This window comes from Shinella fusca, from assembly GCF_014203155.1.
GTDB classification, from domain to species: domain Bacteria; phylum Pseudomonadota; class Alphaproteobacteria; order Rhizobiales; family Rhizobiaceae; genus Shinella; species Shinella fusca.
The window spans coordinates 222,394-247,785 of sequence record NZ_JACHIK010000003.1 but is presented as its reverse complement, the minus strand read 5'-3'; the positions used below and the strand labels follow the sequence as shown (position 1 = coordinate 247,785).

Here is a 25,392-nt window from a genome sequence, read left to right as displayed (position 1 = left end):
CCTCCGTCATCCTCGGGCTTGACCCGAGGACCCATGCGACGGGCACGGCGCTTGCGGTCTGGATCCTCGGGTCAAGCCCGAGGATGACGGCAGTGGGTGGGCGAGGTTTGGTGAAAGCGGTGTAGGCAATTGGATGGGTGGGCGCTTGTTCGGCGCGCCTTTTGCTTTGCCGCTTTGCGGGGAGAAGGTCGCGGAGCGGGATGGGGAACCCTACTCCCCCAACTGCCGCTCGATCCGCTTCGCCGCCTGCCACAACTCTTCCATCCGCTCCAGCGTCGCCTCTTCCAGGCTCTCGCCGTTTTCGGCAAGGCTGTCCTCGATATGCGAGAAGCGGTTGCGGAACTTGGTGTTGGTGCCGCGCAGGGCCATTTCCGGGTCGGCGCCGACATGGCGGCCAATATTGACGAGGGCGAAGATCAGGTCGCCGAGTTCGTCGGCAACGGCGTCCTTGTTGCCGTCGCGCAGGGCCTCGCGCAATTCGCCGATCTCCTCCTCGATCTTGTCGAGGATCGGCGCGGGTTCCGACCAGTCGAAGCCGACTTTCGCGGCGCGCTCCTGAAGCTTCAGCGCTTCCACAAGCGCGGGGAACGAGCGCTGCACCGGGCCGAGATGGCCGCGCAGCGGGTCTTCCGGCAGGCCGCGCTTTGCGCGGCGTTCCTTGCGCTCGCGCTTTTCCGCCTGCTTGATTTCGTCCCATTGCAGCTTCACCGCCTCGGGCGTGTCGGCATCCGAGCGGGCGAAGACGTGGGGATGGCGGCGGATCATCTTGCGCGTCACCGCCTCGACGACGCTGCCGAAATCGAAATCGCCGCGCTCCTCGGCCATGCGGGCATGGAAGACGACCTGCAGGAGAAGGTCGCCCAGCTCCTCGCAGAGGTCGTCCATGTCGTTCCGCTCGATGGCGTCGGCGACCTCGTAGGCCTCCTCGATCGTGTAGGGCTTGATCGTTTCGAAGGTCTGGACGATGTCCCACGGGCAGCCGGTTTCCGGCTGGCGCAGGGCCGCCATGATCTCGATCAGGCGTTCGATGTCGCGGCTCGGTTCCATGGCGGGTCTCAGTTGAGCGGGATGGCGTTGCCGGGAAGATGATCCCCGTTGGCGGTATGCCGCATCCTTAGCGGTCGGTGCGGCGGGCAGGCAAGGGCGGCCGGTGACTTATGCTCAAAATGCCGGGTGCCAGAGCAAAACAATACCCCCCTCCCGAACCATTGGAATTTCTGTTTCTTTCGTTCCTGGCGGATTTTCGCGATAGTGCGCACACTTCAACCGGACCGAACCATGACCGCAGCGCAGCACAAGCTCTCGACTTTCCCGGCCTTCTTCCGCGTCAGCGGCAGGACGGTCGTCGTCGTGGGCGGGGGCGACGAAGCCTTCGCCAAGGCCCGCCTCCTGTCGAACACGGATGCGCGCATCGTCGTGCTGGCCGAAGCGCCGGAAGCCAATTTCGCCCGCTTCATCGCTGAAAACGGCCTCGTCCTCCAGCGCGCGCCCTTTTCCGGGGAAGCGATCGCCGGCGCTACGCTCGTCTTCGCCGCAACCGGCGATGCTGCGGCCGACCGCGCCATTGCCACCGCCGCACGCGAGCTGCGCATCCCCGTCAATGCCGTCGACCAGCCGGATTACTGCGATTTCTTCACGCCGGCGCTCGTCAACCGTGCGCCCGTCGCCGTCGCCATCGGCACGGAAGGGGCAGGCCCCGTGCTGGCACAGATGATCCGCGCGCAGGTCGACCAGCTCCTTTCGCCCTCGCTCGGCCGGCTCGCAAGCCTTGCCAACGGCTACCGCGAGGCCGTCGACCGTATCCTGCCGCGCGGCGTCACCCGCCGCGTCTTCTGGCGCCGGTTCTTCCAGGGCGCCGTCGCCGATGCCGTCAACAACGGCGATATCGAAACGGCGCGTCGCGCCGCCGATTCCCTCCTCGGCGCACAGGGCAGGGCCGAGGGCCATGTCTGGCTCGTCGGCGCCGGCCCGGGCGCCGAAGACCTCCTGACGCTGCGCGCCCAGCGCGTGATGATGGAAGCCGACGTGATCGTCTTCGACGCGCTCGTGCCGCAGGCCATCGTCGACATGGGCCGGCGCGATGCCGAGCGCCTGTCCGTCGGCAAGCGCAAGGGCTGCCATTCCAAGTCGCAGGAAGAGATCAACGATCTCCTCGTCGACCTCGGCAAGGCCGGAAAGCGCGTCGTTCGCCTGAAATCCGGCGATCCGCTCGTCTACGGCCGCGCCGGCGAGGAAATGGCGGCGCTCCGCCAGGCCGGCGTCACCTACGAGGTCGTGCCGGGCATCACCTCGGCCTTCGCCGCCGCTGCCGATTTCGAGCTGCCGCTGACGCTGCGCGGCGTCGCCTCCTCGCTCGTCTTCACGACGGGCCACGACCTTACCGGCGCCGTGCTGCCGGACTGGGCGCGCCTTGCCATTTCCGGCGCCACCGTCGCCGTCTACATGGGCCGGAGCGTGGCGGCTTCCGTCGCCGCACGGCTCATGGAGGCCGGCCTTCCGGCCGAAACGACGGTTGCGGTGGTGGAGAACGCCAGCCGCCGCGAAAAGCGGCTGCTGCACGGCACGCTCAAGGACCTGCCGGGCCTCGAACATCGCGACGAGCTCGCCGGCCCGGTCATGGTGATTATCGGCGATGCCGTCGCCGGCGCCAATTTCGAACATTCCGAACCGCTCGCCGTCCGCGAGCCGGTTCATGCCACAGCAGCATTGGGAGCATGATATGGCCGACAAGGTTCTGACAGCCAACCGCCTCTCCGACGGCACCTCCGTCTGGCTGGACGCCGCCGGCAACTGGAACGAACGGCTCCAGGCCGCTTTCGTCGCCCGCCACAAGGAGGCCGTCGAGGCGCTGGAAGCCACCGGCCGGCAGGCCTTCGCCGACAACCAGGTGGTCGACGTCAACGTCATCGACGTGGAAGAGGTCGACGGTGTGCTGCGGCCGCTGCGCATGCGCGAACGCATCCGCGCGGAAGGCCCGACCATCGCCTATGCCATCGGCTATTCCGGCCTCGCCGCGACGGCCGCCTGAGGATATCGCATGTACCGTTACGACGAATTCGACCACGCCTTCGTTTCCGGCCGGGTGGAGCAGTTCCGCGACCAGGTCGCCCGCCGCCTTTCCGGCGAACTGGCCGAAGACGCCTTCAAGCCGCTGCGCCTGATGAACGGCGTCTATCTGCAGCTTCACGCCTACATGCTGCGCGTCGCCGTTCCCTACGGCACGCTCAATTCCCGCCAGATGCGCATGCTGGCGCATATCGCGCGCAAGTACGACCGCGGCTACGGCCATTTCACCACGCGCCAGAACATCCAGTACAACTGGCCGAAGCTTTCCGAGCTGCCGGATGCGCTAGCCGACCTTGCCACGGTGGAGATGCATTCGCTGCAGACCTCCGGCAACTGCATCCGCAACGTGACGGCCGACCATTTCGCGGGCGCTGCCGCCGACGAGGTCGCCGATCCGCGGCCCTATGCGGAGATCCTGCGCCAGTGGTCCTCCGTCCATCCGGAATTCTCGTTCCTGCCGCGCAAGTTCAAGATCGCCGTCACCGGCGCCGAGCGTGACCGCGCGGCGATCCAGGTGCACGACATCGGCCTGCACCTGAAGAAGAACGGGCATGGCGAGATCGGCTTTGCCGTCTATGTCGGCGGCGGGCAGGGGCGCACGCCCCTCGTCGCCAAGAAGATCCGCGACTTCCTGCCGGAGGCGGACCTTCTCACCTACACGACCGCGATCATGCGCGTTTACAATCTCTACGGCCGGCGCGACAACAAGTTCAAGGCGCGCATCAAGATCCTCGTGCACGAGATGGGCGCGGAGGAACTGGCGCGGCAGGTCGAGGCCGAATTCGCCGAACTGCGCGGCAGCGAGCTGACGCTGCCGGAAAGCGATATCGCGGCGATCGCCACCTATTTCGCCCCGCCGCGGCTTGCGCCCCGCGCCGAGGGCTGGGCCAACCTTGCCCAGTGGAAGAAGGCCGATCCGGAATTCGCCCGCTGGGTGCAGCAGAACGTGCAGCCGCACAAGCATCCCGACTACGGCATGGTGACGATCTCCCTGAAGCCGATCGGCGGCATTCCGGGCGATGCCTCCGACGCGCAGATGGAGGCCGTTGCCGATATCGCGCAGGAATATGCCTTCGACGAGATCCGCGTCAGCCACGAGCAGAACCTCATCCTGCCGCATGTGGCGCTGGCCGATCTGGAGCCGGTCTATCGCGGCCTCGTCGCCGCAGGGCTGGCGACCGCCAATGCCGGCCTCATCACGGATATCATCGCCTGCCCGGGGCTCGATTACTGCGCGCTCGCCAATGCCCGCTCGATCCCGGTCGCACAGGAGATCTCCAACCGCTTCGGTTCGCCGGAGCGCCAGGCGGAGATCGGCGAGCTGAAGATCAAGATCTCCGGCTGCATCAACGCCTGCGGCCACCACCATGTCGGCCATATCGGTCTTCTGGGCGTGGAGAAGAAGGGCGAGGAGCTCTACCAGATCACGCTCGGCGGTTCGGGTGACGAGAACACGTCGATCGGCGAGATCATCGGCCGCGGCTTCGAGCCGGAGAAGGTGACGGACGCCGTCGAGGTGGTCGTCGATACCTATCTCGGCCTGCGCCGCGACCCGTCGGAAACCTTCCTTGCCGCCTATCGCCGCGTCGGACCGCAGCCCTTCAAGGATGCGCTCTACGGCGAGAAGACGGTCGCGGCAGCCTGAGGAGAACGGCCATGACGAAAATCTGGAACGAATCCGGCTTCGTGACCGGCGATCCTTGGATCATCGAGACCGAAGACATGAAGGCCGGGCCGGACGAAAAGGCGATCCTCAGCCTCGACGCCTTCCTCGAGAAGGCCGCCGGCACGAACGAGACGGGCCTTGGCGTGCTGGTCAATCCGGCGGACGACGTGCGCAGGCTGGAAGGCCATCTCGACCGGCTGGCGCTGGTCGCCGTCGCCTTCCCGGCCTTCAACGACGGGCGCGCCTTCAGCCATGCCTCGCTGCTGCGCTCGCGCCTGAAGTTCTCCGGCGAGGTGCGGGCGGTCGGCGACGTCCTGATCGACCAGGTGCCGCTGATGCTTCGCTGCGGCATCGACAGTTTTGCCGTCAGCAATGCGACGGCCCTGAAACGGCTTGCGGAAAACCGCCTGCCGGGCATTCCCGTCCACTACCAGCCGACGGCGCGTCCCGCGCAGGACGTCAACTCCTATAGCTGGCGCCGCCGGGCCTGAATTTCCGGGCCTGCTCCTTGAAAGGCCGCAATCGCGTGCCAGTATTGTTCCAGATCAAGGCGGATCGCCGCGTCCCGGGCGAAAGCAGGGGGCGCGGCAAATATTGCGCGGCCGATCGGCGCATTGGAACGCAATACCTTCCTTTGCCGCTCAACATGTAATATCTGCCTATCGTCAAATCCTCCGACCCATTCAGGATCGCTGCCGAAATGAACGCACCCGCCAAGACCGAAGATTTTGTTGCAACCGTCCCCGCCGGCGTTTTCGCCGAGACGGTCACGAGCGTGCAGCACTATACGGATCGCCTGTTCCGTTTCCGCATGACGCGCCCGGAAAGCTTCCGCTTCCGCTCCGGCGAATTCGCCATGATCGGCCTGATGGTCGGCGAGAAGCCGATCTACCGCGCCTATTCGATCGCAAGCCCCGCCTGGGACGAGGAACTGGAATTCTTCTCGATCAAGGTGCCGGACGGCCCGCTGACCTCGCATCTCCAGCAGATCAAGCCGGGCGATACCGTGCTGATGCGCAAGAAGCCGACGGGCACGCTGGTGCTCGACGCGCTGACGCCCGGCAAGCGGCTCTACATGTTCTCCACCGGCACGGGCATCGCGCCGTTCGCAAGCCTCATCCGCGATCCGGAGACCTATGAGAAGTTCGACGAGGTCATCCTGACCCATACCTGCCGCGAGGTCGCCGAGCTGAAATACGGCTTCGATCTCGTGGATGAAATCCGCAACCACGAATTCCTCTCGGAAATCGTCGGCAACAAGCTGCGCCACTATGCGACCGTCACCCGCGAGGACTATCCGTTCCAGGGCCGCATCACCGACCTCATCCGCAACGGCAAGATGTTCGCCGATCTCGGCGTTCCGCATTTCGATCCGGCCGTCGACCGCGGCATGATCTGCGGCTCGGCCGCGATGCTCAAGGAAACCAAGGAACTGCTCGAAGCCGCCGGCCTCACCGAGGGCGCCAACAGCAAGCCCGGCGAATTCGTCATCGAACGCGCCTTCGTGGATTGACCGAAGCGATCCTTCCGTAAGGAGAACAAAGCCCGGCATCGCCGGGCTTTTTCTTTGTATTCAAGAGCCTGCGGGGGCTTCCTCGAGTTCGCAGGCTTGCGTGCCGATGGTCATCGTGTTGCCGCGCCAGTCGATGGCGCCGCCGAGCCAGGCGCGCAGCCAGATGGCGGGCATCATGAGGTCGCGCACGATCATCGCCGGCACGGACCAGCGCGACAGCCGCCAGCCCTTGGCGAAGGCGAGCGCGATCTCCGGCAGGTAGATGCCGGCGAGGACGAAAAGGACGGCGGGCAGAAGCCGCATGTCGCCGAGGAGCACCGCCGCCAGCGCCAGCAGCAGCGGCGGCAGGACGCCGAGCAGGATTTCCGGCCCGAAGAAGCCGGGGAAGGTGACGCGGCGAAGGCGCGACCAGCGGCACTGGCGCGACCAGACCTCCCGTCCTTTGCGCCGGCCGAGCGGCTGCTCGAAGGGTGCCGAGACGAGATGGACCTTGAGGCCGAGGCGGTTCACCAGCTTGGTCGAGGCGGCGTCCTCGGCGATCTCGGCGTTCAGTGCGTGGATACCGCCATTGGCGTCCAGCATCGGCTTATACCACAGCATGCTCTTGCCCTGCGCGAAGCCGAGGCCGACCGCTTCGCCGGCATATTGCCAGCGCGCCTGCTGGGTATTGAGGAAGGCGCATTCCACCTCGGCCCAGAAGCCGTCCGGCCGCGAGCCGAGCGGCGTCGAGCAGACGAGGCCCGAATCGCGCCGCCAGCCGCCCATCAGGTGCCGGATGTAGTCGGGCGGCATCAGCACGTTGGAATCGGCGAGGATCACCCAGTCGTGCCGCGCGGCCTGCCAGCCCTTGACGCAGTTGTTCAGCTTGGGATTGGCGCCGACGCGATCGTCGCCGACGAGGATGCGCGCCTCGACCTGTGGGTGGGCGGCGGCGGCCGCCTCGATCAGCGGGACGATCGGGTCGCTGGCGTGGGCGACGCAGAAGAGGAGCTCGTAGCGCGGCCAGGCAAGGCGGAAGGCGCGCTCCAGCGTCTCGCCGGAAAAGTTCTCGATGCCGCGCACGGGAACGACGATGGAGACAGGCGGCGTCTTGCGCAGGTCCGGCGGCGGCGCGCCCGCACGGTCGAGCCGCAGGCCGGCGATGACGATGCTGGCGAGGTTGGTCGCAACGAGGGCGCCCGAGGCAAGGGCGAAGGCCTGAGCCATGTCCATTCACGCAAACTCCGCTGGGCGCCGCCTTGCGCGGGCGCCGGGTCCATTCACGCGGCAAGGAACATCACCGTCACATGACACGGGAATGACGGGCGGAGCGCGGCCGCCCCCACCGGGGCGGAGGCGGCCGGATTTGCGGGCAGGCGAAGGCCTAGGCGAGGAATTCGGCGGTCGTCGTCACCTTGCCGTAGCCGAATTCCAGCGCCGCCATGATGCTGGCGTGGACCTGCGCGGCCGGCACGCGCGAATCGCCGAAGGCCTTGTCGCGCGTCGCGCAGGCGTCGTGCACGACGGTGAGGCCGTAGCCGAGATCGGCGGCGGCGCGGGCGGTGGCGTCGATGCAGACGTCGCTCATCGCGCCGACGACCACCACGTCCTCGATGCCGGCCGCCTGAAGGGTTTCCCGCAAGGTCGTGTCGCGGAAGGAGTTCGGGTAGTTCTTGACGACGACGGCGTCACCCTCCTGCGGTGCGACCGCCGAGATCGGCTGAATGCCGTCCGTTCCGGGCGCGAAGAGCGGCGAGGCGGCATCCCTGGCGACATGGTGGACGTGCACGATCCGGTCGCCCTTCCGGCGCGCGGCTTCCACGACGCGGGCGGCGTTGGCCGCGGCCGCGTCGATGCCGACGAGCGGGAAACGGCCCGAACCGAGATAGTCCTTCTGGAGGTCGACGATGACGACGGCACGCTTGCTCATGGGAATTCCTTTCCGTTGGCGTTCGATGTCGTGGACATTCTGCCCCGGTCCTGCCATCTCTCGCCATTGGCGATATCGACATAATCCGGGGTGAAAGTGACATGGCAGCGGAAATCGGACTTGTGCTCTATCCCGGCGTGCAGATGGCCGCCGTGCTCGGCATGACGGACCTCTTCCAGGCCGCAACGGCGCTCGCCGCACGCAAGGGGGCGGCGGCCCCGGCGCTCGCGGTCAGCCATTGGGGGCTGGAAGCGGGGCGGCCGGTGCGGGTGGACGGCGTCGATGCGCCCGGCAAGCCGGCGGTGCTCGTCCTGCCGCCAGCGCTCGGGGACGCCATCCGCCGCGAGGATGCCGCGCCTTTCGCCGCATGGCTGCGGCAATGCCACGGGGAGGGCGTCCGGCTCGCCTCGATCTGCGCGGGCGCCTATCTCCTCGGCGAGACAGGGTTGCTTGCCGGGCGCACCATCACGACGAACTGGGTGATCGCCGAGATTTTCGAGCGGCGCTTTCCCGACGTCCATGTCGACACCGACCGGCTTCTCAACGACGACGGCGATATCGTGACGGCCGGCGGCGTCATGGCCTGGGTCGATCTCGGGCTGATGCTGGTCGACCGCTTCCTCGGGCCGGGCGTGATGCTGGAGGTCGCCCGCCGCTTCGTCGCCGATCCGCCGGGGCGCGAGCAGCGCTACTACAGCGCCTTCTCGCCGCGCCTCCTGCATGGCGATGCGGCGATCCTGAAGGTACAGCACTGGCTGCAGGCGAGCGAGGCGAAGGAGGTGGCGCTGGAAACGCTCGCTGCGCAGGCGGGCCTCGAGCCGCGCACATTCCTGCGCCGCTTCCGCAAGGCGACGGGGCTGACGACGAGCGACTATTGCCAGCGCCTGCGCGTCTCCCGGGCGCAGGAGATCCTGCAGTTCACCACCCGCTCGGTCGATCTCGTGGCGCTCGACGTCGGCTACAGCGACCCCGGCGCGTTCCGCAAGGTCTTTGCCCGCATCGTCGGGCTGACGCCGGGCGAATACCGCAAGCGCTTCCGCTCCTGAGCCCTATTGCGCCGCCGGCCGGCTCCGCACCACGGTGACGGTGCAGGGCGCGTGCGCGGCAACCTCGCCGGAGACGCTGCCGAGCATGGAGCGCATGGCCGATTCGGCCCGCGCGCCCATGACGATGTGGTCGACATGGTTCTCGCGGGCATATTCGAGGATCGCATCGGCCGGCGAGACGGCCTCCAGCACATGGAAAGTGATGCCGCCGCCGGGGGCGGGAAGGCCGGTCGACCAGGTGCGCAGCGCGACGAGGCGCAGCACATGCTTGTTGCGGCCCTCCTCGTCGAGCGAGGTGTCGATGGCGATGCGGTTGATCTTCAGGACGTTGATGCAGGCGATGCGGGCGTCCGGCGTGTTCTCGACGATGCGCGCCACCGTCTTGCGCATGGCCTCGGCAAGGTCCGGCGCGCCGGCGGCAAGATCGACCGCGACGGCGACGATGGGGGCGTTCGCAAGCTGCGCCTCCGCCGCGCGGGGCTTCACCGTCTCGATGGTGACGGGGTTGAAGCGGCGGCGCACGACGACGGAGAAGGGATCGCGCTTCATCTTCTCCGCCCGCGCCGTCAGCTTGACGGCGGAAAGGTCCTGCAGGTCGAGGGCAAGCTGGGCGGCGCTCGGATAGCGCCAGGCGGGGTTCACCTCCAGGCAGCGCAGGATGACTTCCTGCAAGGCGGGCGGGATGGCCGCGTTGCGCGCGCGGGGCGGCAGAGGATCGCGCCAGAGCCGGCGCTTCAGGCCCTTGAGGCGCTGCGGATCGCCGAACGGTCGCTCGCCGGTCGAGAAGAAATAGAGCATGACCCCGAGCGCGAAGAGATCGCTGCGGAAATCGCTACGCGTGCCGAGCACCTGTTCCGGCGCCATGTAGGGCGCCGTGCCGTAGGGCAGGCGGAACTGCTCGTCCATCAGGTCCGGCAGGTGGATGTGGCGGGCAAGGCCGTAGTCGATGAGCACGGCCTCGCCGCTCTCGCGGAACATCACGTTGGAGGGTTTCAGGTCGAGATGGACGACGTGCTGGTGGTGCAGCGAATCGAGCGCGACTGCGACCTTCGCGCCGATGGCAGCGACCTCCTCCGGCGGCAGCGGCAGGCGTTCCAGGAGCGGATAGAGCGAGGTGCCGGGCAGGCGCTCCATGACGATATAGGGGAGCGTGGCGAAATCGCCGTTGGCGACGAAGCGCGGCACGTGCGGGCCGGAAAGGCGCGGCAGGATCATCTGCTCCATCTCGAAGCCGACGATGGCGGCCGGATCGTCGCCCTCGCCGATGACCGGCACCTTCATCAGGATCGGGAAATCGACGTCCGGCCGGCTGACCGTCCAGATACGCGCCATCCCGCCGTTATGGGCGATGTCCTCGATGAGGAAGCCGTCGACGACGTCGCCTGGTTTCAGCCGTGCCTTGACCATCAGCGCCCCCGCGCCAGACGCTCGGCGAGCGAGGCCGGCAGGCCCGCCGCGCGGATTTTCTCCGCCGCCCTCTCCACGTCGTAGGCGACGCGCAGGAAGCACAGCTCGGCGTTTTCCGTGTCATAGAGCGCGAAGGCGGCGGCCGGGTTGCCGTCGCGCGGCTGGCCGACGGCGCCCATGACGGCGAGCCACCGGCGCTGCGGCAGGAGCGGCACGGGCGTGGCGGCGACGGGAACGAACGGCGTGATCCTGCCGCCGGGCGCCGTGCAGTAGAGCGCGGGCTTGTGCACATGGCCGCAGAAGCTGACGCGCGCGCTGCAGGCGGCAAGGTGCCGGTCGGCGTCGTCGGCATCCAGCACATAGTTCCAGTCGGCCGGGGCGCTGGCATCGGCATGGACGAAGAGGCAGTCGCCCTCCCGCGCCTCGAGGGGAAGCGCGGCGAGGAAGGCGCGCGTCTCGGCGCCGAGTTGGCGGCGGGTCCATTCGAGCGCCAGCGTGGCGGTCGGGTTCATCGAGACGGACGGATTGCCGACGGCCTCGTCGTGGTTGCCGCGCAGTACGATGGCGCCCTGCACGGCAAGCGCCATCGCTCGCTCCGCGCACCATTCCGGGTCCGCGCCGTAGCCGACGATATCGCCGAGCAGCACGAAGCGCTCCGCGCCGGCCGCCTCGGCGGCGGCGAGCACCGCCTCGAAGGCTTCGCGGTTGGCGTGGATATCGGAGAGGACGGCAACGAGCATGGCGGTTCATCTTCGCAAGATTGACCAGACCATAGCGCGCCTTGCCCGCCCCAGCCATTCAACGGAAGGGGAATATCGCGTTGCCCGCCTTGCGCTTCGTCAGGACCTGCGCGGCGGGAAGGCGAAGAGGTCGGCATCGCCGTCGCCGTGGCCGGCGATCTCCGCGGCGACGATCTCGGCCGCGATCTGACTGAAGGTGATGCCGTTGCCGCCGAAGCCCATGACGGCGAAGACATTGTCGAGGCCGGGGACGCGGCCGATCAGCGGCAGGCCGGTGCGCGTCGTGCCGAAGGGCGCCGCCCAGGCATGGTCGGGCTCGGGGAGGGAGATACCGAGCAGCCGTTCCACCTTGCGGCGGATGGTGCGCGTCTTGCGCTTGAGCTTCTCGGCCGAGGCGAAGGCCGTCGCGCTTTCCTCGTCCTCGCCGCCGGCAATCAGCCTGCCGTCGCGGGTGCGCCGCAGGTAGAGATAGGGATCGGCGCCCTCCCAGACGATGCAGTCCTTCAGCCAGTCGGGCAGGGTCGTGCCGGGCGGCGTGGCGAGCGCCCAGGTGGAGACGATGGCGTGCGAGGCGTCGGCGACGGCTTCCAGGAACTCGTAGCCCGAGCAGAAGACCGCGTGGCGGGCGGAAAGGATATGGCCGCCGGCCGTCGCGAGGAACACGCCGCTATCGGAGCTCCGGATGTCGGTGATCTCCAGCGGGCTGACGAGCTCCGCCCCGTGCGCCACGGCGGCGCGCAGGATGCCGGCGGCCATCTGCGCGGGGTTGGCCGAGGCGGAGACGTCGGAAAGGATCGCGCCGGTGCGCCCGATGCCGTAGCCCTCGGAAAGGCTGCGCGCATCGAGGAATTCGGCGGCGATGCCGGCCTCGTGCCGTGCCTTCGTCTCCGTGCGCAGGGCGCGGCCGCCATAGGCGTTGCCGGCGAGGAACAGCGTCTTCTTGCGCTCGAAGCCGCAGGAAAGATCGAGGTCGGCGGCGATCTCGGACAGCCTCTCGACGGCGCGGGCCGAGCGTTGCCAGGCCCGAGCGGCCCGGGCACTGCCGATCATGACGGAGAGCCGGTGCAGCGGCACGTCGATCTCGTGCTGGATCATCGCGGTGCTGGCGAGCGTGCTGCCGCGCACCGGCGGGCGGCGGTCGACCACCAGCACCGAGCGGCGCCCGTCGGCAAGCGCATGGGCGGCGAGCGCACCCGAGATGCCCGCGCCGACGATGACGACGTCGTAGCTTCCGGCCGACGGCTTCGGCCGGGCGCGGACGGAGATGCGCGGCGAATCGGCCCAGAGCGGGCGGGATTCATGCAGGTCGCGCTGGCGCGTGATGTCGCGGGATGTGGGAATGAGGCTCTCCATGCGAAAGGATTCCGGCAACGGCACAGGAGCGGAAAAGTTCCCGCGCCGGGCGTGCAGGCCGCCGGCGCTTGCATTGCGGGGCGAAAGCATGCAAAGCACGAGGCGCCCGAAACACGACCGGATTTCGCCCATGACCGCACGTTCGAGAACGCCTCGCCCGATCGACCATCTGGTGCTGCCGGTGTCCGAACTCGGGCTTGCGCGCGAACGGCTGACCGCGCTCGGCTTCACCGTCGCGAAGGACGCGCGCCACCCGTTCGGCACGGAAAACTGTTGCGTGTTCCTTGCCGACGGCAGCTATCTCGAACCGCTCGGCATCGCCAATCGCGAGGAATGCGAGGAGGCCGCGCGGGCGGGCAACGTCTTCGTCGCGCGCGACCAGGCCTTCCGCTTCCGCCGCGGCCTCGAGGGCTTTTCCGCCGTCGCCATGGCGACGGACGATGCGTGGGGCGACGACCAGCGCTATGCGGCGGCCGGCCTTTCCGGCGGCCCGGTGCTGGAATTCTCGCGCGACATGCTGCTGCCGGACGGCACGTCGGCAACGGGCAGCTTCCGGCTCGCCTTCGCCGCGGACCTGCGCAGCCCCGATTTCTTCTTCTTCGCCTCGCAGCGCGTCGTGCCGCTGCCGGCCGACCGCAAGGCGCTCGAAGCGCACGAGAACGGCGTGACCGGGCTTGCCGAGGTGGTGCTGTCGGAACAGAACCCGACGGATTTCCAGTACCTCCTGCAGGAGGCCGCCGACGAGCGGGAGGTCGAGGCGCTTTCCTTCGGCATGTCGGTCGAAACGCCGCGCGGGCGCATCACGGTGCTGAACGACGCCGGCCTTCAGGGTTTCTACGGGATCGCCCCGGCGCCCGGCGCGGACCGAGGCCTCAAGGGGCAGGCGGTCGTCTTCACCGTATCCGACCTTTCAGAATGCCGCCGCCGCATGACGGCGGGCGGCGTCGCCTTCGAGGAGCGGGACGGCCGGCTCCTCGTGCCGCCGGCGCCGGGGCAGGGCGTCCTCTTCGTCTTTGGAGAATGAGCAGATGAAAACCAATTCCACCGTCGTCGTCGGCGAAGGGCCGAAGAAGGTCACCTTCTCGCAGACAGAACGCCTCTCGCTGATCGCCGGCCCCTGTCAGATGGAAAGCCGCGACCACGCCTTCATGATCGCGGAAACCCTTGTGAAACTCTGCGATCGCCTCGGCATCGGGTTCGTCTACAAATCGTCCTTCGACAAGGCGAACCGCTCCTCGCTGTCGAGCGACCGGGGAATCGGCCTTGAAAAAGGTCTCGCCGTCTTCGCAGAGTTGAAGAAGGCCTTCGGCATTCCGGTCCTGACGGATATCCATAGCGAGCAGCAGTGCGCTGTCGTGGCGGAGGTCGTGGACGTACTGCAGATTCCGGCTTTCCTGTCGCGCCAGACGGACCTGCTTGTCGCCGCCGCCAAGACCGGCCGCGCGATCAACGTGAAGAAGGGGCAATTCCTTGCCCCCTGGGATATGACAAACGTGCTCGACAAAATCACGCATAGCGGCAATCCGAATGTCATGCTGTGCGAACGGGGCGCGTCTTTCGGCTACAATACGCTGGTCTCGGATATGCGCTCTCTGCCTATCATGGCCGAAACCGGCGCGCCCGTTATCTTCGACGCGACCCATTCGGTGCAACAGCCGGGCGGTCAGGGAGCGACCTCGGGAGGAGAGCGGCGTTTCGTCGAAACCCTTGCTCGCGCCGCCGTCGCCGTCGGCGTCGCCGGTGTGTTCATCGAGACCCACGAAGATCCCGACATGGCGCCTTGCGACGGCCCCAATATGCTGCATCTGAGGGACATGCCGCGTGTTCTGGAGAAGCTTATTGCCCTCGACGACATCGCCAAGGGCTGAGGCTCCTTACGCCGTCATGCCATTGTAATTTCCGCATGGTCGATTAGAAGTGCATTTCAATCGATTAACAAACCCCGAAACAGGACGATATCCATGACTGCAATCATCGACATCATCGGTCGCGAGATTCTCGACAGCCGCGGCAACCCCACCGTCGAAGTGGACGTGCACCTCGAGGATGGCAGCTTCGGCCGCGCGGCCGTTCCGTCCGGCGCCTCGACCGGCGCGCATGAAGCGGTCGAACTGCGCGACGGCGGCAAGCGCTACCTCGGCAAGGGCGTGGAAAACGCCGTCGCCGCCGTCAACGGTGAGATCTTCGAAGCCATCGGCGGCCTCGACGCCGAAGACCAGATCCAGGTCGACCAGACGATGATCGAGCTCGACGGCACGCCGAACAAGGCGCGCCTCGGCGCCAACGCCATCCTGGGCGTGTCGCTCGCCGTCGCCAAGGCCGCCGCGGAAGCCGCCAACCTGCCGCTCTACCGCTATGTCGGCGGCCCGAACGCCCGCGTCCTGCCGGTGCCGATGATGAACATCATCAATGGTGGCGCCCATGCCGACAACCCGATCGACTTCCAGGAATTCATGATCGTGCCGGTCGGCGCCGAGACGGTGCGCGATGCCGTGCGCATGGGCTCGGAAGTCTTCCACACGCTGAAGAAGCAGCTCGCTGCTGACGGCCACAACACCAATGTCGGCGACGAAGGCGGCTTCGCGCCGGGCCTCGCCTCCGCGCCCGCCGCGCTCGACTTCATCATGAAGTCCATCGAGAAGGCCGGCTACCGTCCGGGCGAGGACATGCATATCGCCCTCGACTGCGCCTCGACCGAGTTCTTCAAGGACGGCAAGTACGTTCTCGAAGGCGAAGGCCGCACGCTGGAGCCGGGCGCCATGGCCGAATACCTCGCCGAGCTTGCCGCCAAGTACCCGATCTTCTCGATCGAGGACGGCATGGCTGAAGACGACTGGGACGGCTGGAAGCTGCTGACCGACAAGATCGGCAAGAAGACCCAGCTCGTCGGCGACGACCTGTTCGTGACGAACTCCGCGCGCCTTCGCGACGGCATCAAGATGGGCGTCGCCAACTCGATCCTCGTCAAGGTCAACCAGATCGGCTCGCTCTCCGAGACGCTCGACGCCGTCGAGACCGCGCACAAGGCAGCCTACACCGCCGTCATGTCGCACCGCTCGGGCGAGACGGAAGACTCCACCATCGCGGACCTCGCCGTCGCCACCAACTGCGGCCAGATCAAGACCGGCTCGCTCGCCCGCTCCGACCGCACCGCCAAGTACAACCAGCTCATCCGCATCGAGGAGCAGCTCGGCGCACAGGCCCGCTACGCCGGACGCTCGATCCTGCGCGGCTGAGCGGAGAAACAGTTTTTCCAGAACGGCGAAACCCGCATCGCAAGGTGCGGGTTTCGTGTTTTTGCGGGGGTAGGAGAGGGGTTTCGGGCGCGCCGGGCTTGTGGCTTCGGAGGGCCTTTTCAGCGCGTGCCGTGTGGCGTGGATCCTCGGGTCAAGCCCGAAGATGACGGAGAGGAGGAGAAGAGGGTGTGCCTATTCAGCGGCGCGGAACGAGGCTCCGTTCCTTCTGTCGTCGTTCCATTCTTCCTGCGTCATCCTCGGGCTTGACCCGAGGATCCACGCCAAACCCGCCACGTCCCCCGTCCGGCTCCCCCACGCGGCCGCCGTCTTTTTCTCCGCCCCGCCCATCATGGTCAATAGTCGGTTAACCCCTTGGCGCTAGTGTGGAATCCGTATTGCGTATCAGGGCACCTGCATGTGGACCAAGCATCATAAGAAGCGGAAATTCGGCCGGCTGACGCTTCCGGTAATTACGGTCGCATTCCTTTCCTACTTCGGTTATCATTCCATCCATGGCGAATTCGGCCTGCGCGGATTGGAGGAATTCGAGCGGCAGAGAGTGGAGCGCCAGACGCGTCTGGACGTGCTCGTGCACCAGCGCCAGACCCTGGAAAAGGAGGTTGCCCTTCTCAGCGACGGCTCGCTTGAGCGTGACATGGTCGACGAAAAGGCGCGCTTCTATCTCAACATGTCCCGGGCCGACGAAATCGTCATTTTCCACTGATATTGCCGATTAACCCAAATCTGGTTAATCGTAATTATTACTTATTAATCAGCGGCTTGTCGAGAATATAAGCCATGCATTTATGGCATTGCTGTGGCCGGATTTCTCCCCTATGGTTTCCTCAAAAGGCAAACCTAGGGAGGTACGAATGGCTCCGCGTAAAACCGCGTCCACGTCCAGCCGCAAAACGGCGGCAAAGCCTGCAAAGAAAGACTTCAACGGCGGCATCATCGCCGATTTCTCCAAGGAAGACGATCTGAAGGCCTATCGCGAGATGCTGCTCATCCGGCGTTTCGAGGAGAAAGCCGGCCAGCTCTACGGCATGGGCTTCATCGGCGGCTTCTGTCACCTCTATATCGGCCAGGAAGCTGTCGTCGTCGGCATGCAGCTTGCGCTGAAGGACGGCGACCAGGTCATCACCGGCTACCGTGACCACGGCCACATGCTGGCCTGCGGCATGAGCCCGCGCGGGGTGATGGCGGAACTGACCGGACGTCGCGGCGGCCTTTCCAAGGGCAAGGGCGGCTCCATGCACATGTTCTCCAAGGAGAAGAACTTCTACGGCGGCCACGGCATCGTCGGCGCGCAGGTCTCGCTCGGCACGGGCCTCGCCTTCGCCAACCGCTACCGCGGCAACGACAACGTCTCGCTCGCCTATTTCGGCGACGGCGCGGCCAACCAGGGCCAGGTCTACGAGAGCTTCAACATGGCCGCGCTCTGGAAGCTGCCGGTCGTCTACATCATCGAGAACAACCGCTACGCCATGGGCACGGCCGTTTCGCGCGCCTCCGCCCAGACCGACTTCTCGCAGCGCGGCGCCTCCTTCGGCATTCCGGGCTACCAGGTCGACGGCATGGACGTGCGCGCGGTGAAGGCCGCCGCTGACGAGGCCGTCGAGCATTGCCGCTCGGGCAAGGGGCCGATCATCCTCGAAATGCTCACCTACCGCTACCGCGGCCACTCCATGTCGGACCCGGCGAAGTACCGCTCGAAGGACGAAGTGCAGAAGATGCGCTCCGAGCACGACCCGATCGAGCAGGTGCGCGCGCGCCTTCTGGAACGGAAGTGGGCGAGCGAGGACGACCTGAAGCAGATCGACAAGGAAGTCCGTGACATCGTCGCCGACAGCGCCGATTTCGCGCAGTCCGATCCGGAGCCGGATGCATCCGAGCTCTACACCGACATCCTGCTGTAATCCGGGGAGGGACACCAATGCCAATCGAAATCCTCATGCCCGCCCTGTCTCCGACCATGGAAGAGGGCACGCTTTCCAAGTGGGTCAAGAACGAGGGCGACGCCGTCAAGTCCGGCGACGTGATCGCCGAAATCGAAACCGACAAGGCGACGATGGAAGTCGAAGCCGTCGATGAAGGCGTGATCGGCAAGATCCTGATCCCCGCCGGCAGCGAGGGCGTCAAGGTCAACACGCCGATCGCCGTGCTGCTGCAAGACGGCGAGAGCGCCGACGCGATGGCAGCGCCCAAGACCGCCGAAAAGCCCGCCGAGGCGCCCAAGGTGGAAGAGGCCGAAAAGCCGACCCGGCAGGGTTCCGCCGCTGCGCCCGTTCCGGCCGCCCCGAAGGTGGAAGCCGCCGCCGATCCGGATATCCCGGCCGGTACCGAAATGGTCATGACGACGGTGCGCGAAGCGCTGCGCGATGCCATGGCGGAAGAAATGCGCCGCGACGAGAGCGTCTTCGTCATGGGCGAGGAGGTCGCCGAATACCAGGGCGCCTACAAGATCACGCAGGGCCTCCTGCAGGAATTCGGTGCCCGCCGCGTCATCGACACGCCGATCACCGAACACGGCTTTGCCGGCGTCGGCGTCGGTGCGGCCATGACGGGCCTCAAGCCCATCGTCGAGTTCATGACCTTCAACTTCGCCATGCAGGCGATCGACCAGATCATCAACTCCGCGGCCAAGACGCTCTACATGTCCGGCGGCCAGATGGGTGCGCCGATGGTCTTCCGCGGCCCGAACGGCGCGGCAGCCCGCGTGGCGGCCCAGCATTCGCAGTGCTATGCCGCCTGGTACAGCCAGATTCCGGGCCTCAAGGTCGTCATGCCCTACACGGCAGCCGACGCGAAGGGCCTCCTCAAGGCGGCCATCCGCGATCCGAACCCGGTCATCTTCCTGGAAAACGAAATCCTCTACGGCCAGAGCTTCGAAGTGCCGAAGATGGACGATTTCGTGCTGCCGATCGGCAAGGCCCGCATCCACAAGAAGGGCAACGACGCGACGATCGTCTCCTTCGGCATCGGCATGACCTATGCGGTCAAGGCGGTCGCCGAGCTGGAGAAGGAAGGCATCGACGTCGAGCTGATCGACCTTCGCACCATCCGTCCGATGGACATTCCGACGATCGTCGAATCGGTCAGGAAGACCGGTCGTCTCGTCACCGTCGAGGAAGGCTATCCGCAGTCCTCCGTCGGCACCGAGATCGCGACCCGCGTCATGCAGCAGGCCTTCGACTATCTCGATGCGCCGATCCTGACGATCGCCGGCAAGGACGTTCCGATGCCCTATGCCGCAAACCTCGAAAAGCTGGCGCTGCCGAATGTCGGCGAAGTCGTCCAGGCGGTCAAAACCGTCTGCTACAAGTAAGGGGAGGGCTGGGAGATGCCGATCAACATTACGATGCCCGCCCTTTCGCCCACCATGGAAGAGGGCAACCTTTCCAAGTGGCTCGTCAAGGAAGGCGATACCGTGAAATCCGGTGACGTCATCGCCGAGATCGAGACCGACAAGGCGACGATGGAAGTCGAAGCCGTCGACGAGGGCACGGTCGCCAGGATCGTCGTGCCGGCCGGTTCGGAGGGCGTGAAGGTCAACACCCTCATCGCCGTTCTCGCCGCCGACGGCGAGGACGTCGCCGCGGCTGCGGCCGCTACCGGCGGCGCGGCAAAGGCCGAGGCTCCGAAGGCGGAAGCGCCGAAGGAAGCCGAAAAGCCGGCTGCCGCGGCAGCTCCGGCGCCCGCGGCCTCCGCGCCGGCACAGGCTCCTGCCAGCTCGCCGCGGGTCGGCAACGGCCTCTTCTCCTCGCCGCTCGCCCGCCGCATCGCCAGGGAAGCAGGGATCGACATCTCGGCGGTTTCCGGCTCCGGCCCGCACGGCCGCGTGGTCAAGAGCGACGTCGAGAAGGCGCTTGCCTCGGGCGGTGCCAAGCCCGCAGCAGCCGCCCCGGCTGCCGCTGCCGCCTCCGCGGCCCCTGCCGCAGCGCCCAAGGGCATGTCGGAAGACGCCGTCCTCAAGCTCTTCGAGGAGGGCTCCTACGAGCTCGTGCCGCATGATGGCATGCGCAAGACCATCGCCAAGCGCCTGCAGGAATCCAAGCAGACGATCCCGCACTTCTACGTCTCCGTCGACGTGGAGCTCGATGCGCTTCTGGCGCTGCGTGCCCAGCTCAACGACAGCGCGCCGCGCAAGGAAGACAAGCCGGCCTACAAGCTCTCGGTCAACGACATGGTGATCAAGGCCATGGCGCTGGCGCTGCGCGACGTGCCGGATGCCAACGTCTCCTGGACCGACACCAACATGGTCAAGCACAAGCACGCGGATGTGGGCGTCGCCGTCTCCATCCCGGGCGGCCTGATCACGCCGATCATCCGCAAGGCGGAGACCAAGACGCTCTCCACCATTTCCAACGAGATGAAGGACCTCGGCAAGCGGGCCAAGGAACGCAAGCTGAAGCCGGAAGAGTACCAGGGCGGCACCACCGCGGTCTCCAACATGGGCATGATGGGCGTGAAGAACTTCGCGGCCGTCGTCAACCCGCCGCATGCGACGATCCTGGCGGTCGGCGCGGGCGAGGAGCGCGTGGTGGTCAAGGGCGGCGAGATCAAGATCGTCAACGCGATGACGGTCACGCTTTCGACCGACCATCGCTGCGTCGACGGTGCGCTCGGCGCCGAGCTGCTCGGTGCCTTCAAGCGCTACATCGAGAACCCGATGGGGATGCTCGTCTGATAGCGGAGTGCGGCCATGAAGACGGTTCTCTGCTACGGCGACAGCCTGACCTGGGGCTATAACGCGGAAACGCTCGACCGGCACGCCTTTGCGGACCGCTGGCCGAGCGTGCTCGCCAAGGCGCTCGGGCCGGACGTCACCGTGATCGCGGAGGGCCTCAACGGCCGCACCACCGCCTATGACGATCACCTCGCCGATTGCGACCGCAACGGCGCGCGCATCCTGCCGACGATCCTGCATAGCCACGATCCGCTCGACCTCGTCATCCTGTTCCTCGGCGCCAACGACATGAAGCCGGCGATCTGCGGGACGGCGTTCGGCGCGGTGCAGGGCATGGAGCGGCTGGTGGAGCTTACGCGCCACCACGCCTGGTCGTTCGGCGACAGGGACGGGCCGGAGATCCTGATCGTCTCGCCGCCGCAGCTTTGCGAGACGGCGAATACCGCCTTCGCGGCGATGTTCGCCGGCGGCGTCGAGCAATCGGCGATGCTGGCGACGCTCTATGCGGACCTTGCGGACGAACTCGGCTGCGGCTTCTTCGATGCGGGCTCGGTGGCGAAGACGACGCCGCTCGACGGCGTGCACCTCGACGCGGCGAACACGCGGGCAGTCGGCAAGGGGCTGGAGCCCGTCGCGCGCATGATGCTCGGACTGTAACCAAAACAAAAGCGCGGCGCTTCATGCCGTGCGAGGAACAAGGCAGGAAACGACAATGGCTCAATCCTACGACGTCATCATCATCGGTTCGGGGCCGGGCGGCTACATCGCGGCGATCCGCGCCGCGCAGCTTGGCCTGAAGACGGCCATCGTCGAGCGCGAGCACCTCGCCGGCATCTGCTCCAACTGGGGCTGCATCCCGACCAAGGCGCTGCTGCGCTCCGCCGAGATCTTCCACTATGCCCAGCACCCGGGCGATTACGGCGTGAAGATCGAAGGCGCCGTGACGCCGGACCTGAAAGCCATCGTCGCCCGCTCGCGCGGCATCGCCCAGCGCATGAACGGCGGCGTCGGCTTCCTGATGAAGAAGAACAAGGTCGATATCATCTGGGGCGAGGCCAGGCTGACGAAGCCCGGCGAGATCGTCGTTTCCAAGACGACGAAGGCGATCCAGCAGCCGCAGGCGCCGCTGCCGAAGAACGTCCTTCCCGAAGGCACCTACACGGCCAAGCACATCGTCGTCGCCACCGGTGCTCGCCCGCGCGCGCTTCCGGGCATCGAGCCGGACGGCAAGCTGATCTGGACCTATTTCGACGCGATGAAGCCGGAAGCGATGCCGAAGTCGCTGCTCGTCATGGGCTCGGGCGCCATCGGCATCGAGTTCGCCTCCTTCTACCGCACCCTCGGCGTCGAGGTCACGGTCGTCGAGGTCATGCCGCAGGTGATGCCGGTCGAGGACGCGGAAATCTCGGCCCTCGCCAGGAAGCAGTTCGAAAAGCAGGGCATGAAGATCCTGCTCGACGCCAAGGTCACGAAGGTCGAGAAGGGCGCGAATTCCATCACCGCCCATGTCGAGACCAAGGACGGCAAGTCGCAGACGATCACCGCCGACCGCATGATCTCCGCCGTCGGCGTTCAGGCCAATATCGAGAATATCGGCCTTGAGGCGCTGGGCGTGAAGACCGACCGCGGCTTCATCGTCATCGACGGCTACGGCAAGACGAACGTGCCGGGCATCTACGCCATCGGCGATGTCGCAGGTCCGCCGATGCTTGCCCACAAGGCCGAGCACGAGGCCGTCATCTGCATCGAGAAGATCGCCGGCCTGCCGAACGTCCACCCGATGGACAAGTCCAAGATCCCGGGCTGCACCTATTGCCATCCGCAGGTCGCCTCCGTCGGCCTCACGGAAGCCAAGGCCAAGGCGGAAGGGCGCGACATCCGCGTCGGCCGCTTCTCCTTTGCCGGCAACGGCAAGGCCGTCGCGCTCGGCGAGGACCAGGGCATGGTCAAGACGATCTTCGACAAGAAGACCGGCGAACTTCTCGGCGCGCACATGGTGGGCGCGGAAGTGACCGAGATGATCCAGGGCTTCGTCGTCGCCATGAACCTCGAGACGACCGAGGAAGAGCTGATGCACACGATCTTCCCGCATCCGACGATTTCCGAAACGATGAAGGAAAGCGTTCTCGATGCCTATGGGCGTGCACTGAACGCTTGAACGTGCTAAGGCCCGCCTCCACATGAGGCGGGCTCTGCTGCTGAAAAATGCAGCAAACCTCTCTTTCGTCATGGCCGGGCTAGGCCCGGCCATCCATAAGCGGCGGAAAAACCCCGCGAGGAAAGTGGAAAGACATGGTCACCATTCTCGACCGCACCAATCCTGCCCCCGACGCCCAGCGCGTGCGCCATCCGGAAAAGGCCCACCGGCCGGATACGGAAGTCCTGCGCAAGCCGGAATGGATCCGCGTCAAGGCGCCGGTCTCCAAGGGCTACCAGGAAACGCGCGACCTCGTGCGCTCCCACAAGCTGGTGACGGTGTGCGAGGAGGCGGGCTGCCCGAACATCGGCGAGTGCTGGGACAAGAAGCACGCGACCTTCATGATCATGGGCGAGATCTGTACGCGCGCCTGCGCCTTCTGCAACGTGGCGACGGGCAAGCCGAACGCGCTCGACATGGAAGAGCCGGAGAACGTCGCCAAGGCCGTCCGGCAGATGGGCCTCTCCCACGTCGTCATCACCTCCGTCGACCGCGACGACCTCGATGACGGCGGGGCCGAGCATTTCGAGAAGGTGATCTTCGCGATCCGCGCGGCATCCCCCTCCACGACGATCGAAATCCTCACCCCCGACTTCCTGAAGAAGCCGGGCGCGCTGGAGCGTGTCGTCGCCGCCAAGCCCGACGTCTTCAACCACAATCTGGAGACCGTGCCGGGCAATTACCTGACCGTGCGCCCCGGTGCGCGCTATTTCCATTCCCTGCGCCTCCTGCAGCGCGTGAAGGAACTGGACCCGACCATGTTCACCAAGTCGGGCATCATGGTGGGCCTCGGCGAGGAGCGCAACGAAGTGCTCCAGCTCATGGACGACCTTCGCACCGCCGACGTCGACTTCCTGACCATCGGCCAGTATCTCCAGCCGACCCGCAAGCACCATAAGGTGGACCGCTTCGTGACGCCGGAAGAGTTCAAGTCCTACGAGACCGTCGCCTATACCAAGGGCTTCCTGATGGTCTCCTCGAGCCCGCTGACGCGCTCCTCGCACCATGCCGGCGACGATTTCGCCCGCCTGCGCGCCGCCCGCGAGCGCAAGCTGCTTGCCGCCGCCGAATAGGCGGCCTTCTTCCTTCCAACGAAAAACCCCGCCGTCCTTTCGGATGGCGGGGTTTTTGTTTGCAAGCCGTTTCTATCAGCGCTTGGAGACCGGCACGTAGTCGCGCTTCGGTGCGCCGACATAGAGCTGGCGCGGGCGGCCGATGCGCTGTTCCGGGTCCTCGATCATCTCGTTCCACTGGGCGATCCAGCCGACCGTGCGGGCGAGCGCGAAGAGCACGGTGAACATGGTGGTGGGGAAGCCCAGCGCCTTCAGCGTGATGCCGGAGTAGAAGTCGATGTTCGGATAGAGCTTCTTCTCGATGAAGTAGTCGTCCGTCAGCGCGATGCGCTCCAGTTCCATCGCGACTTCCAGCATCGGATCGTCCTTGATGCCGAGCTCGCCGAGAACCTCGTGCGTCGTCTTCTGCATGATGCGCGCGCGCGGGTCATAGTGCTTGTAGACGCGGTGGCCGAAGCCCATCAGGCGGAACGGGTCGTTCTTGTCCTTGGCCTTGGCGATATATTCCGGAATGCGGTCCACCGAGCCGATCTCGGCGAGCATGTTGAGCGCCGCTTCGTTGGCGCCGCCATGGGCCGGGCCCCAGAGGCAGGCGATGCCGGCCGCAATGCACGCGAACGGGTTGGCGCCCGAGGAGCCGGCAAGGCGCACGGTCGAGGTCGAGGCGTTCTGCTCGTGGTCGGCGTGCAGGATGAAGATGCGGTCCATGGCGCGCGAGAGGACCGGGTTCGCCGTGTATTCCTCGCAAGGCACGGCAAAGCACATGCGCAGGAAGTTCGACGCATAGTCGAGGTCGTTCTTCGGGTAAACGAAGGGCTGGCCGATATGGTACTTGTAGGCCATGGCGGCGATGGTCGGCATCTTGGCGATCATGCGCAGCGAGGCGACCATGCGCTGGTGCGGGTCGGTGATGTCGGTGGAGTCGTGGTAGAAGGCCGAAAGCGCGCCGACGACGCCGCACATGACGGCCATCGGGTGGGCGTCGCGGCGGAAGCCGGTGAAGAACTTCGACATCTGCTCGTGCACCATGGTGTGGTGCGTCACGCGATAGTCGAAGTCGTCCTTCTGCGTCTTGGTCGGCAGTTCGCCGTACAACAGAAGGTAGCAGACTTCGAGGAAGTCGCCGTGCTCGGCAAGCTGCTCGATCGGGTAGCCGCGGTGAAGGAGCACGCCCTCGTCGCCGTCGATATAGGTGATCTTCGATTCGCACGAGGCGGTGGACGTGAAGCCCGGGTCGTAGGTGAAGGCGCCGGTGTTCTTGTAGAGCGTGCCGATGTCGATCACATCGGGACCGATCGTGCCGGAGCGCGTCGGCAGTTCGACTGTCTTGCCACCGATCGATACGTCCGCTTTTGTTTCTGTCATCACGTTTCTCCGTTGTTTCGAATGGTGGCACGATATCGTGCCGCAGTCATGCACACGTTGAATCTGCTAGCCCATTTGCCATGCCCTGCCAAGCAAGACGAAAGGCAAATTGTGCAATGCGGAAACGGGTT

Annotated in this window: 23 protein-coding genes; 16 read left to right on the top strand and 7 right to left on the bottom strand. The window is 66.2% G+C overall.

Features of this window, described 5'->3' with window-relative positions:
- Nucleotides 1-210: 210 nt before the first annotated feature.
- Entirely contained in the window at nucleotides 211-1,047 is an 837-nt protein-coding gene (mazG, locus tag HNQ66_RS05690) for a nucleoside triphosphate pyrophosphohydrolase (RefSeq protein ID WP_184141754.1), read from the bottom strand.
- Between the two features lie 231 nt (nucleotides 1,048-1,278).
- Between mazG and cysG the strand changes: the two genes are divergently transcribed.
- The 5 genes from cysG to HNQ66_RS05665 all read left to right on the top strand — a co-directional run bounded on the left by cysG (nucleotide 1,279) and on the right by HNQ66_RS05665 (nucleotide 6,245).
- Nucleotides 1,279-2,718, top strand: a complete 1,440-nt coding sequence (gene cysG / locus HNQ66_RS05685; protein ID WP_184141752.1) for a siroheme synthase CysG — start codon at nucleotides 1,279-1,281, stop codon at nucleotides 2,716-2,718.
- 1 nt (nucleotide 2,719) lies between these two features.
- Complete coding sequence (locus tag HNQ66_RS05680) at nucleotides 2,720-3,028, top strand: DUF2849 domain-containing protein (RefSeq protein ID WP_184141750.1); 309 nt, start codon at nucleotides 2,720-2,722, stop codon at nucleotides 3,026-3,028.
- A gap of 9 nt (nucleotides 3,029-3,037) precedes the next feature.
- Entirely contained in the window at nucleotides 3,038-4,711 is a 1,674-nt protein-coding gene (locus HNQ66_RS05675) for a nitrite/sulfite reductase (protein ID WP_184141748.1), read from the top strand.
- Nucleotides 4,712-4,722: 11 nt separating this feature from the next.
- Nucleotides 4,723-5,223, top strand: a complete 501-nt coding sequence (locus HNQ66_RS05670; RefSeq protein ID WP_184141746.1) for a DUF934 domain-containing protein — start codon at nucleotides 4,723-4,725, stop codon at nucleotides 5,221-5,223.
- Nucleotides 5,224-5,432: 209 nt separating this feature from the next.
- The gene (locus HNQ66_RS05665; protein ID WP_184141744.1) at nucleotides 5,433-6,245 is read left to right on the top strand and encodes a ferredoxin--NADP reductase; all 813 of its coding nucleotides are present in this window, start codon (nucleotides 5,433-5,435) and stop codon (nucleotides 6,243-6,245) included.
- Nucleotides 6,246-6,305: 60 nt separating this feature from the next.
- Here HNQ66_RS05665 and HNQ66_RS05660 read toward each other — a convergent pair whose 3' ends face one another.
- Both HNQ66_RS05660 and HNQ66_RS05655 read right to left on the bottom strand, forming a co-directional pair.
- Nucleotides 6,306-7,457: a ceramide glucosyltransferase gene (locus tag HNQ66_RS05660; RefSeq protein WP_184141742.1), complete on the bottom strand. Its 1,152-nt coding sequence runs from the start codon at nucleotides 7,455-7,457 to the stop codon at nucleotides 6,306-6,308.
- A gap of 151 nt (nucleotides 7,458-7,608) precedes the next feature.
- Nucleotides 7,609-8,154 (bottom strand): cysteine hydrolase family protein, encoded by a 546-nt coding sequence (locus tag HNQ66_RS05655; protein WP_184141740.1) that lies wholly within the window; start codon nucleotides 8,152-8,154, stop codon nucleotides 7,609-7,611.
- Nucleotides 8,155-8,255: 101 nt separating this feature from the next.
- Between HNQ66_RS05655 and HNQ66_RS05650 the strand changes: the two genes are divergently transcribed.
- Entirely contained in the window at nucleotides 8,256-9,200 is a 945-nt protein-coding gene (locus tag HNQ66_RS05650; protein WP_184141738.1) for a GlxA family transcriptional regulator, read from the top strand.
- A gap of 3 nt (nucleotides 9,201-9,203) precedes the next feature.
- Here the strand turns inward: HNQ66_RS05650 and HNQ66_RS05645 are convergent, their stop codons facing one another.
- The 3 genes from HNQ66_RS05645 to HNQ66_RS05635 all read right to left on the bottom strand — a co-directional run bounded on the left by HNQ66_RS05645 (nucleotide 9,204) and on the right by HNQ66_RS05635 (nucleotide 12,700).
- Entirely contained in the window at nucleotides 9,204-10,607 is a 1,404-nt protein-coding gene (locus tag HNQ66_RS05645) for a serine/threonine protein kinase (protein ID WP_184141736.1), read from the bottom strand.
- Entirely contained in the window at nucleotides 10,607-11,347 is a 741-nt protein-coding gene (locus tag HNQ66_RS05640) for a metallophosphoesterase family protein (RefSeq protein WP_184141734.1), read from the bottom strand. The genes HNQ66_RS05645 and HNQ66_RS05640 overlap by 1 nt, the downstream gene beginning before the upstream one ends.
- Before the next feature lie 99 nt (nucleotides 11,348-11,446).
- Nucleotides 11,447-12,700 (bottom strand): NAD(P)/FAD-dependent oxidoreductase, encoded by a 1,254-nt coding sequence (locus tag HNQ66_RS05635; protein ID WP_184141731.1) that lies wholly within the window; start codon nucleotides 12,698-12,700, stop codon nucleotides 11,447-11,449.
- A 130-nt stretch (nucleotides 12,701-12,830) separates the two neighbouring features.
- Between HNQ66_RS05635 and HNQ66_RS05630 the strand changes: the two genes are divergently transcribed.
- The 10 genes from HNQ66_RS05630 (at nucleotide 12,831) to lipA (ending at nucleotide 23,896) form a co-directional block, all read left to right on the top strand.
- Nucleotides 12,831-13,724: a VOC family protein gene (locus HNQ66_RS05630; protein ID WP_184141729.1), complete on the top strand. Its 894-nt coding sequence runs from the start codon at nucleotides 12,831-12,833 to the stop codon at nucleotides 13,722-13,724.
- A gap of 4 nt (nucleotides 13,725-13,728) precedes the next feature.
- The gene (gene kdsA, locus HNQ66_RS05625) at nucleotides 13,729-14,568 is read left to right on the top strand and encodes a 3-deoxy-8-phosphooctulonate synthase (RefSeq protein WP_184141727.1); all 840 of its coding nucleotides are present in this window, start codon (nucleotides 13,729-13,731) and stop codon (nucleotides 14,566-14,568) included.
- Nucleotides 14,569-14,661: 93 nt separating this feature from the next.
- Nucleotides 14,662-15,936, top strand: coding sequence for a phosphopyruvate hydratase (eno, locus tag HNQ66_RS05620; RefSeq protein ID WP_184141725.1), 1,275 nt, complete (start codon nucleotides 14,662-14,664; stop codon nucleotides 15,934-15,936).
- Between the two features lie 415 nt (nucleotides 15,937-16,351).
- A complete protein-coding gene (locus HNQ66_RS05615) occupies nucleotides 16,352-16,660 on the top strand; it encodes an FtsB family cell division protein (protein WP_184141723.1) in 309 nt (102 codons plus the stop codon).
- A gap of 148 nt (nucleotides 16,661-16,808) precedes the next feature.
- Nucleotides 16,809-17,855 (top strand): pyruvate dehydrogenase (acetyl-transferring) E1 component subunit alpha, encoded by a 1,047-nt coding sequence (gene pdhA / locus HNQ66_RS05610; RefSeq protein WP_184141721.1) that lies wholly within the window; start codon nucleotides 16,809-16,811, stop codon nucleotides 17,853-17,855.
- A gap of 17 nt (nucleotides 17,856-17,872) precedes the next feature.
- Entirely contained in the window at nucleotides 17,873-19,264 is a 1,392-nt protein-coding gene (locus tag HNQ66_RS05605) for a pyruvate dehydrogenase complex E1 component subunit beta (RefSeq protein WP_184141719.1), read from the top strand.
- 15 nt (nucleotides 19,265-19,279) lie between these two features.
- Entirely contained in the window at nucleotides 19,280-20,626 is a 1,347-nt protein-coding gene (locus HNQ66_RS05600; protein ID WP_184141716.1) for a pyruvate dehydrogenase complex dihydrolipoamide acetyltransferase, read from the top strand.
- 15 nt (nucleotides 20,627-20,641) lie between these two features.
- Nucleotides 20,642-21,283, top strand: a complete 642-nt coding sequence (locus HNQ66_RS05595) for an SGNH/GDSL hydrolase family protein (RefSeq protein WP_184141714.1) — start codon at nucleotides 20,642-20,644, stop codon at nucleotides 21,281-21,283.
- Nucleotides 21,284-21,338: 55 nt separating this feature from the next.
- Nucleotides 21,339-22,784 (top strand): dihydrolipoyl dehydrogenase, encoded by a 1,446-nt coding sequence (lpdA, locus tag HNQ66_RS05590; protein WP_184141712.1) that lies wholly within the window; start codon nucleotides 21,339-21,341, stop codon nucleotides 22,782-22,784.
- Nucleotides 22,785-22,918: 134 nt separating this feature from the next.
- Complete coding sequence (gene lipA / locus HNQ66_RS05585; protein ID WP_184141710.1) at nucleotides 22,919-23,896, top strand: lipoyl synthase; 978 nt, start codon at nucleotides 22,919-22,921, stop codon at nucleotides 23,894-23,896.
- 75 nt (nucleotides 23,897-23,971) lie between these two features.
- On the opposite strand, the gene gltA is transcribed toward lipA, so the two are convergent.
- Nucleotides 23,972-25,261 (bottom strand): citrate synthase, encoded by a 1,290-nt coding sequence (gene gltA, locus HNQ66_RS05580; RefSeq protein WP_184141708.1) that lies wholly within the window; start codon nucleotides 25,259-25,261, stop codon nucleotides 23,972-23,974.
- Nucleotides 25,262-25,392 lie beyond the last annotated feature (131 nt).

Bases quoted from the DNA above. Each gene is read 5' to 3' on its own strand.
- HNQ66_RS05650 (WP_184141738.1), top strand. From the start codon at position 8,256: ATGGCAGCGGAAATCGGACTTGTGCTCTATCCCGGCGTGCAGATGGCC.
- eno (WP_184141725.1), top strand. From the start codon at position 14,662: ATGACTGCAATCATCGACATCATCGGTCGCGAGATTCTCGACAGCCGC.
- HNQ66_RS05640 (WP_184141734.1), bottom strand. From the start codon at position 11,347: ATGCTCGTTGCCGTCCTCTCCGATATCCACGCCAACCGCGAAGCCTTC.
- lpdA (WP_184141712.1), top strand. From the start codon at position 21,339: ATGGCTCAATCCTACGACGTCATCATCATCGGTTCGGGGCCGGGCGGC.
- HNQ66_RS05665 (WP_184141744.1), top strand. From the start codon at position 5,433: ATGAACGCACCCGCCAAGACCGAAGATTTTGTTGCAACCGTCCCCGCC.
- HNQ66_RS05670 (WP_184141746.1), top strand. From the start codon at position 4,723: ATGACGAAAATCTGGAACGAATCCGGCTTCGTGACCGGCGATCCTTGG.
- HNQ66_RS05675 (WP_184141748.1), top strand. From the start codon at position 3,038: ATGTACCGTTACGACGAATTCGACCACGCCTTCGTTTCCGGCCGGGTG.
- gltA (WP_184141708.1), bottom strand. From the start codon at position 25,261: ATGACAGAAACAAAAGCGGACGTATCGATCGGTGGCAAGACAGTCGAA.
- HNQ66_RS05645 (WP_184141736.1), bottom strand. From the start codon at position 10,607: ATGGTCAAGGCACGGCTGAAACCAGGCGACGTCGTCGACGGCTTCCTC.
- lipA (WP_184141710.1), top strand. From the start codon at position 22,919: ATGGTCACCATTCTCGACCGCACCAATCCTGCCCCCGACGCCCAGCGC.
- cysG (WP_184141752.1), top strand. From the start codon at position 1,279: ATGACCGCAGCGCAGCACAAGCTCTCGACTTTCCCGGCCTTCTTCCGC.
- HNQ66_RS05680 (WP_184141750.1), top strand. From the start codon at position 2,720: ATGGCCGACAAGGTTCTGACAGCCAACCGCCTCTCCGACGGCACCTCC.
- HNQ66_RS05635 (WP_184141731.1), bottom strand. From the start codon at position 12,700: ATGGAGAGCCTCATTCCCACATCCCGCGACATCACGCGCCAGCGCGAC.
- HNQ66_RS05595 (WP_184141714.1), top strand. From the start codon at position 20,642: ATGAAGACGGTTCTCTGCTACGGCGACAGCCTGACCTGGGGCTATAAC.
- pdhA (WP_184141721.1), top strand. From the start codon at position 16,809: ATGGCTCCGCGTAAAACCGCGTCCACGTCCAGCCGCAAAACGGCGGCA.
- mazG (WP_184141754.1), bottom strand. From the start codon at position 1,047: ATGGAACCGAGCCGCGACATCGAACGCCTGATCGAGATCATGGCGGCC.
- HNQ66_RS05615 (WP_184141723.1), top strand. From the start codon at position 16,352: ATGTGGACCAAGCATCATAAGAAGCGGAAATTCGGCCGGCTGACGCTT.
- HNQ66_RS05660 (WP_184141742.1), bottom strand. From the start codon at position 7,457: ATGGACATGGCTCAGGCCTTCGCCCTTGCCTCGGGCGCCCTCGTTGCG.
- HNQ66_RS05630 (WP_184141729.1), top strand. From the start codon at position 12,831: ATGACCGCACGTTCGAGAACGCCTCGCCCGATCGACCATCTGGTGCTG.
- HNQ66_RS05605 (WP_184141719.1), top strand. From the start codon at position 17,873: ATGCCAATCGAAATCCTCATGCCCGCCCTGTCTCCGACCATGGAAGAG.
- HNQ66_RS05600 (WP_184141716.1), top strand. From the start codon at position 19,280: ATGCCGATCAACATTACGATGCCCGCCCTTTCGCCCACCATGGAAGAG.
- kdsA (WP_184141727.1), top strand. From the start codon at position 13,729: ATGAAAACCAATTCCACCGTCGTCGTCGGCGAAGGGCCGAAGAAGGTC.
- HNQ66_RS05655 (WP_184141740.1), bottom strand. From the start codon at position 8,154: ATGAGCAAGCGTGCCGTCGTCATCGTCGACCTCCAGAAGGACTATCTC.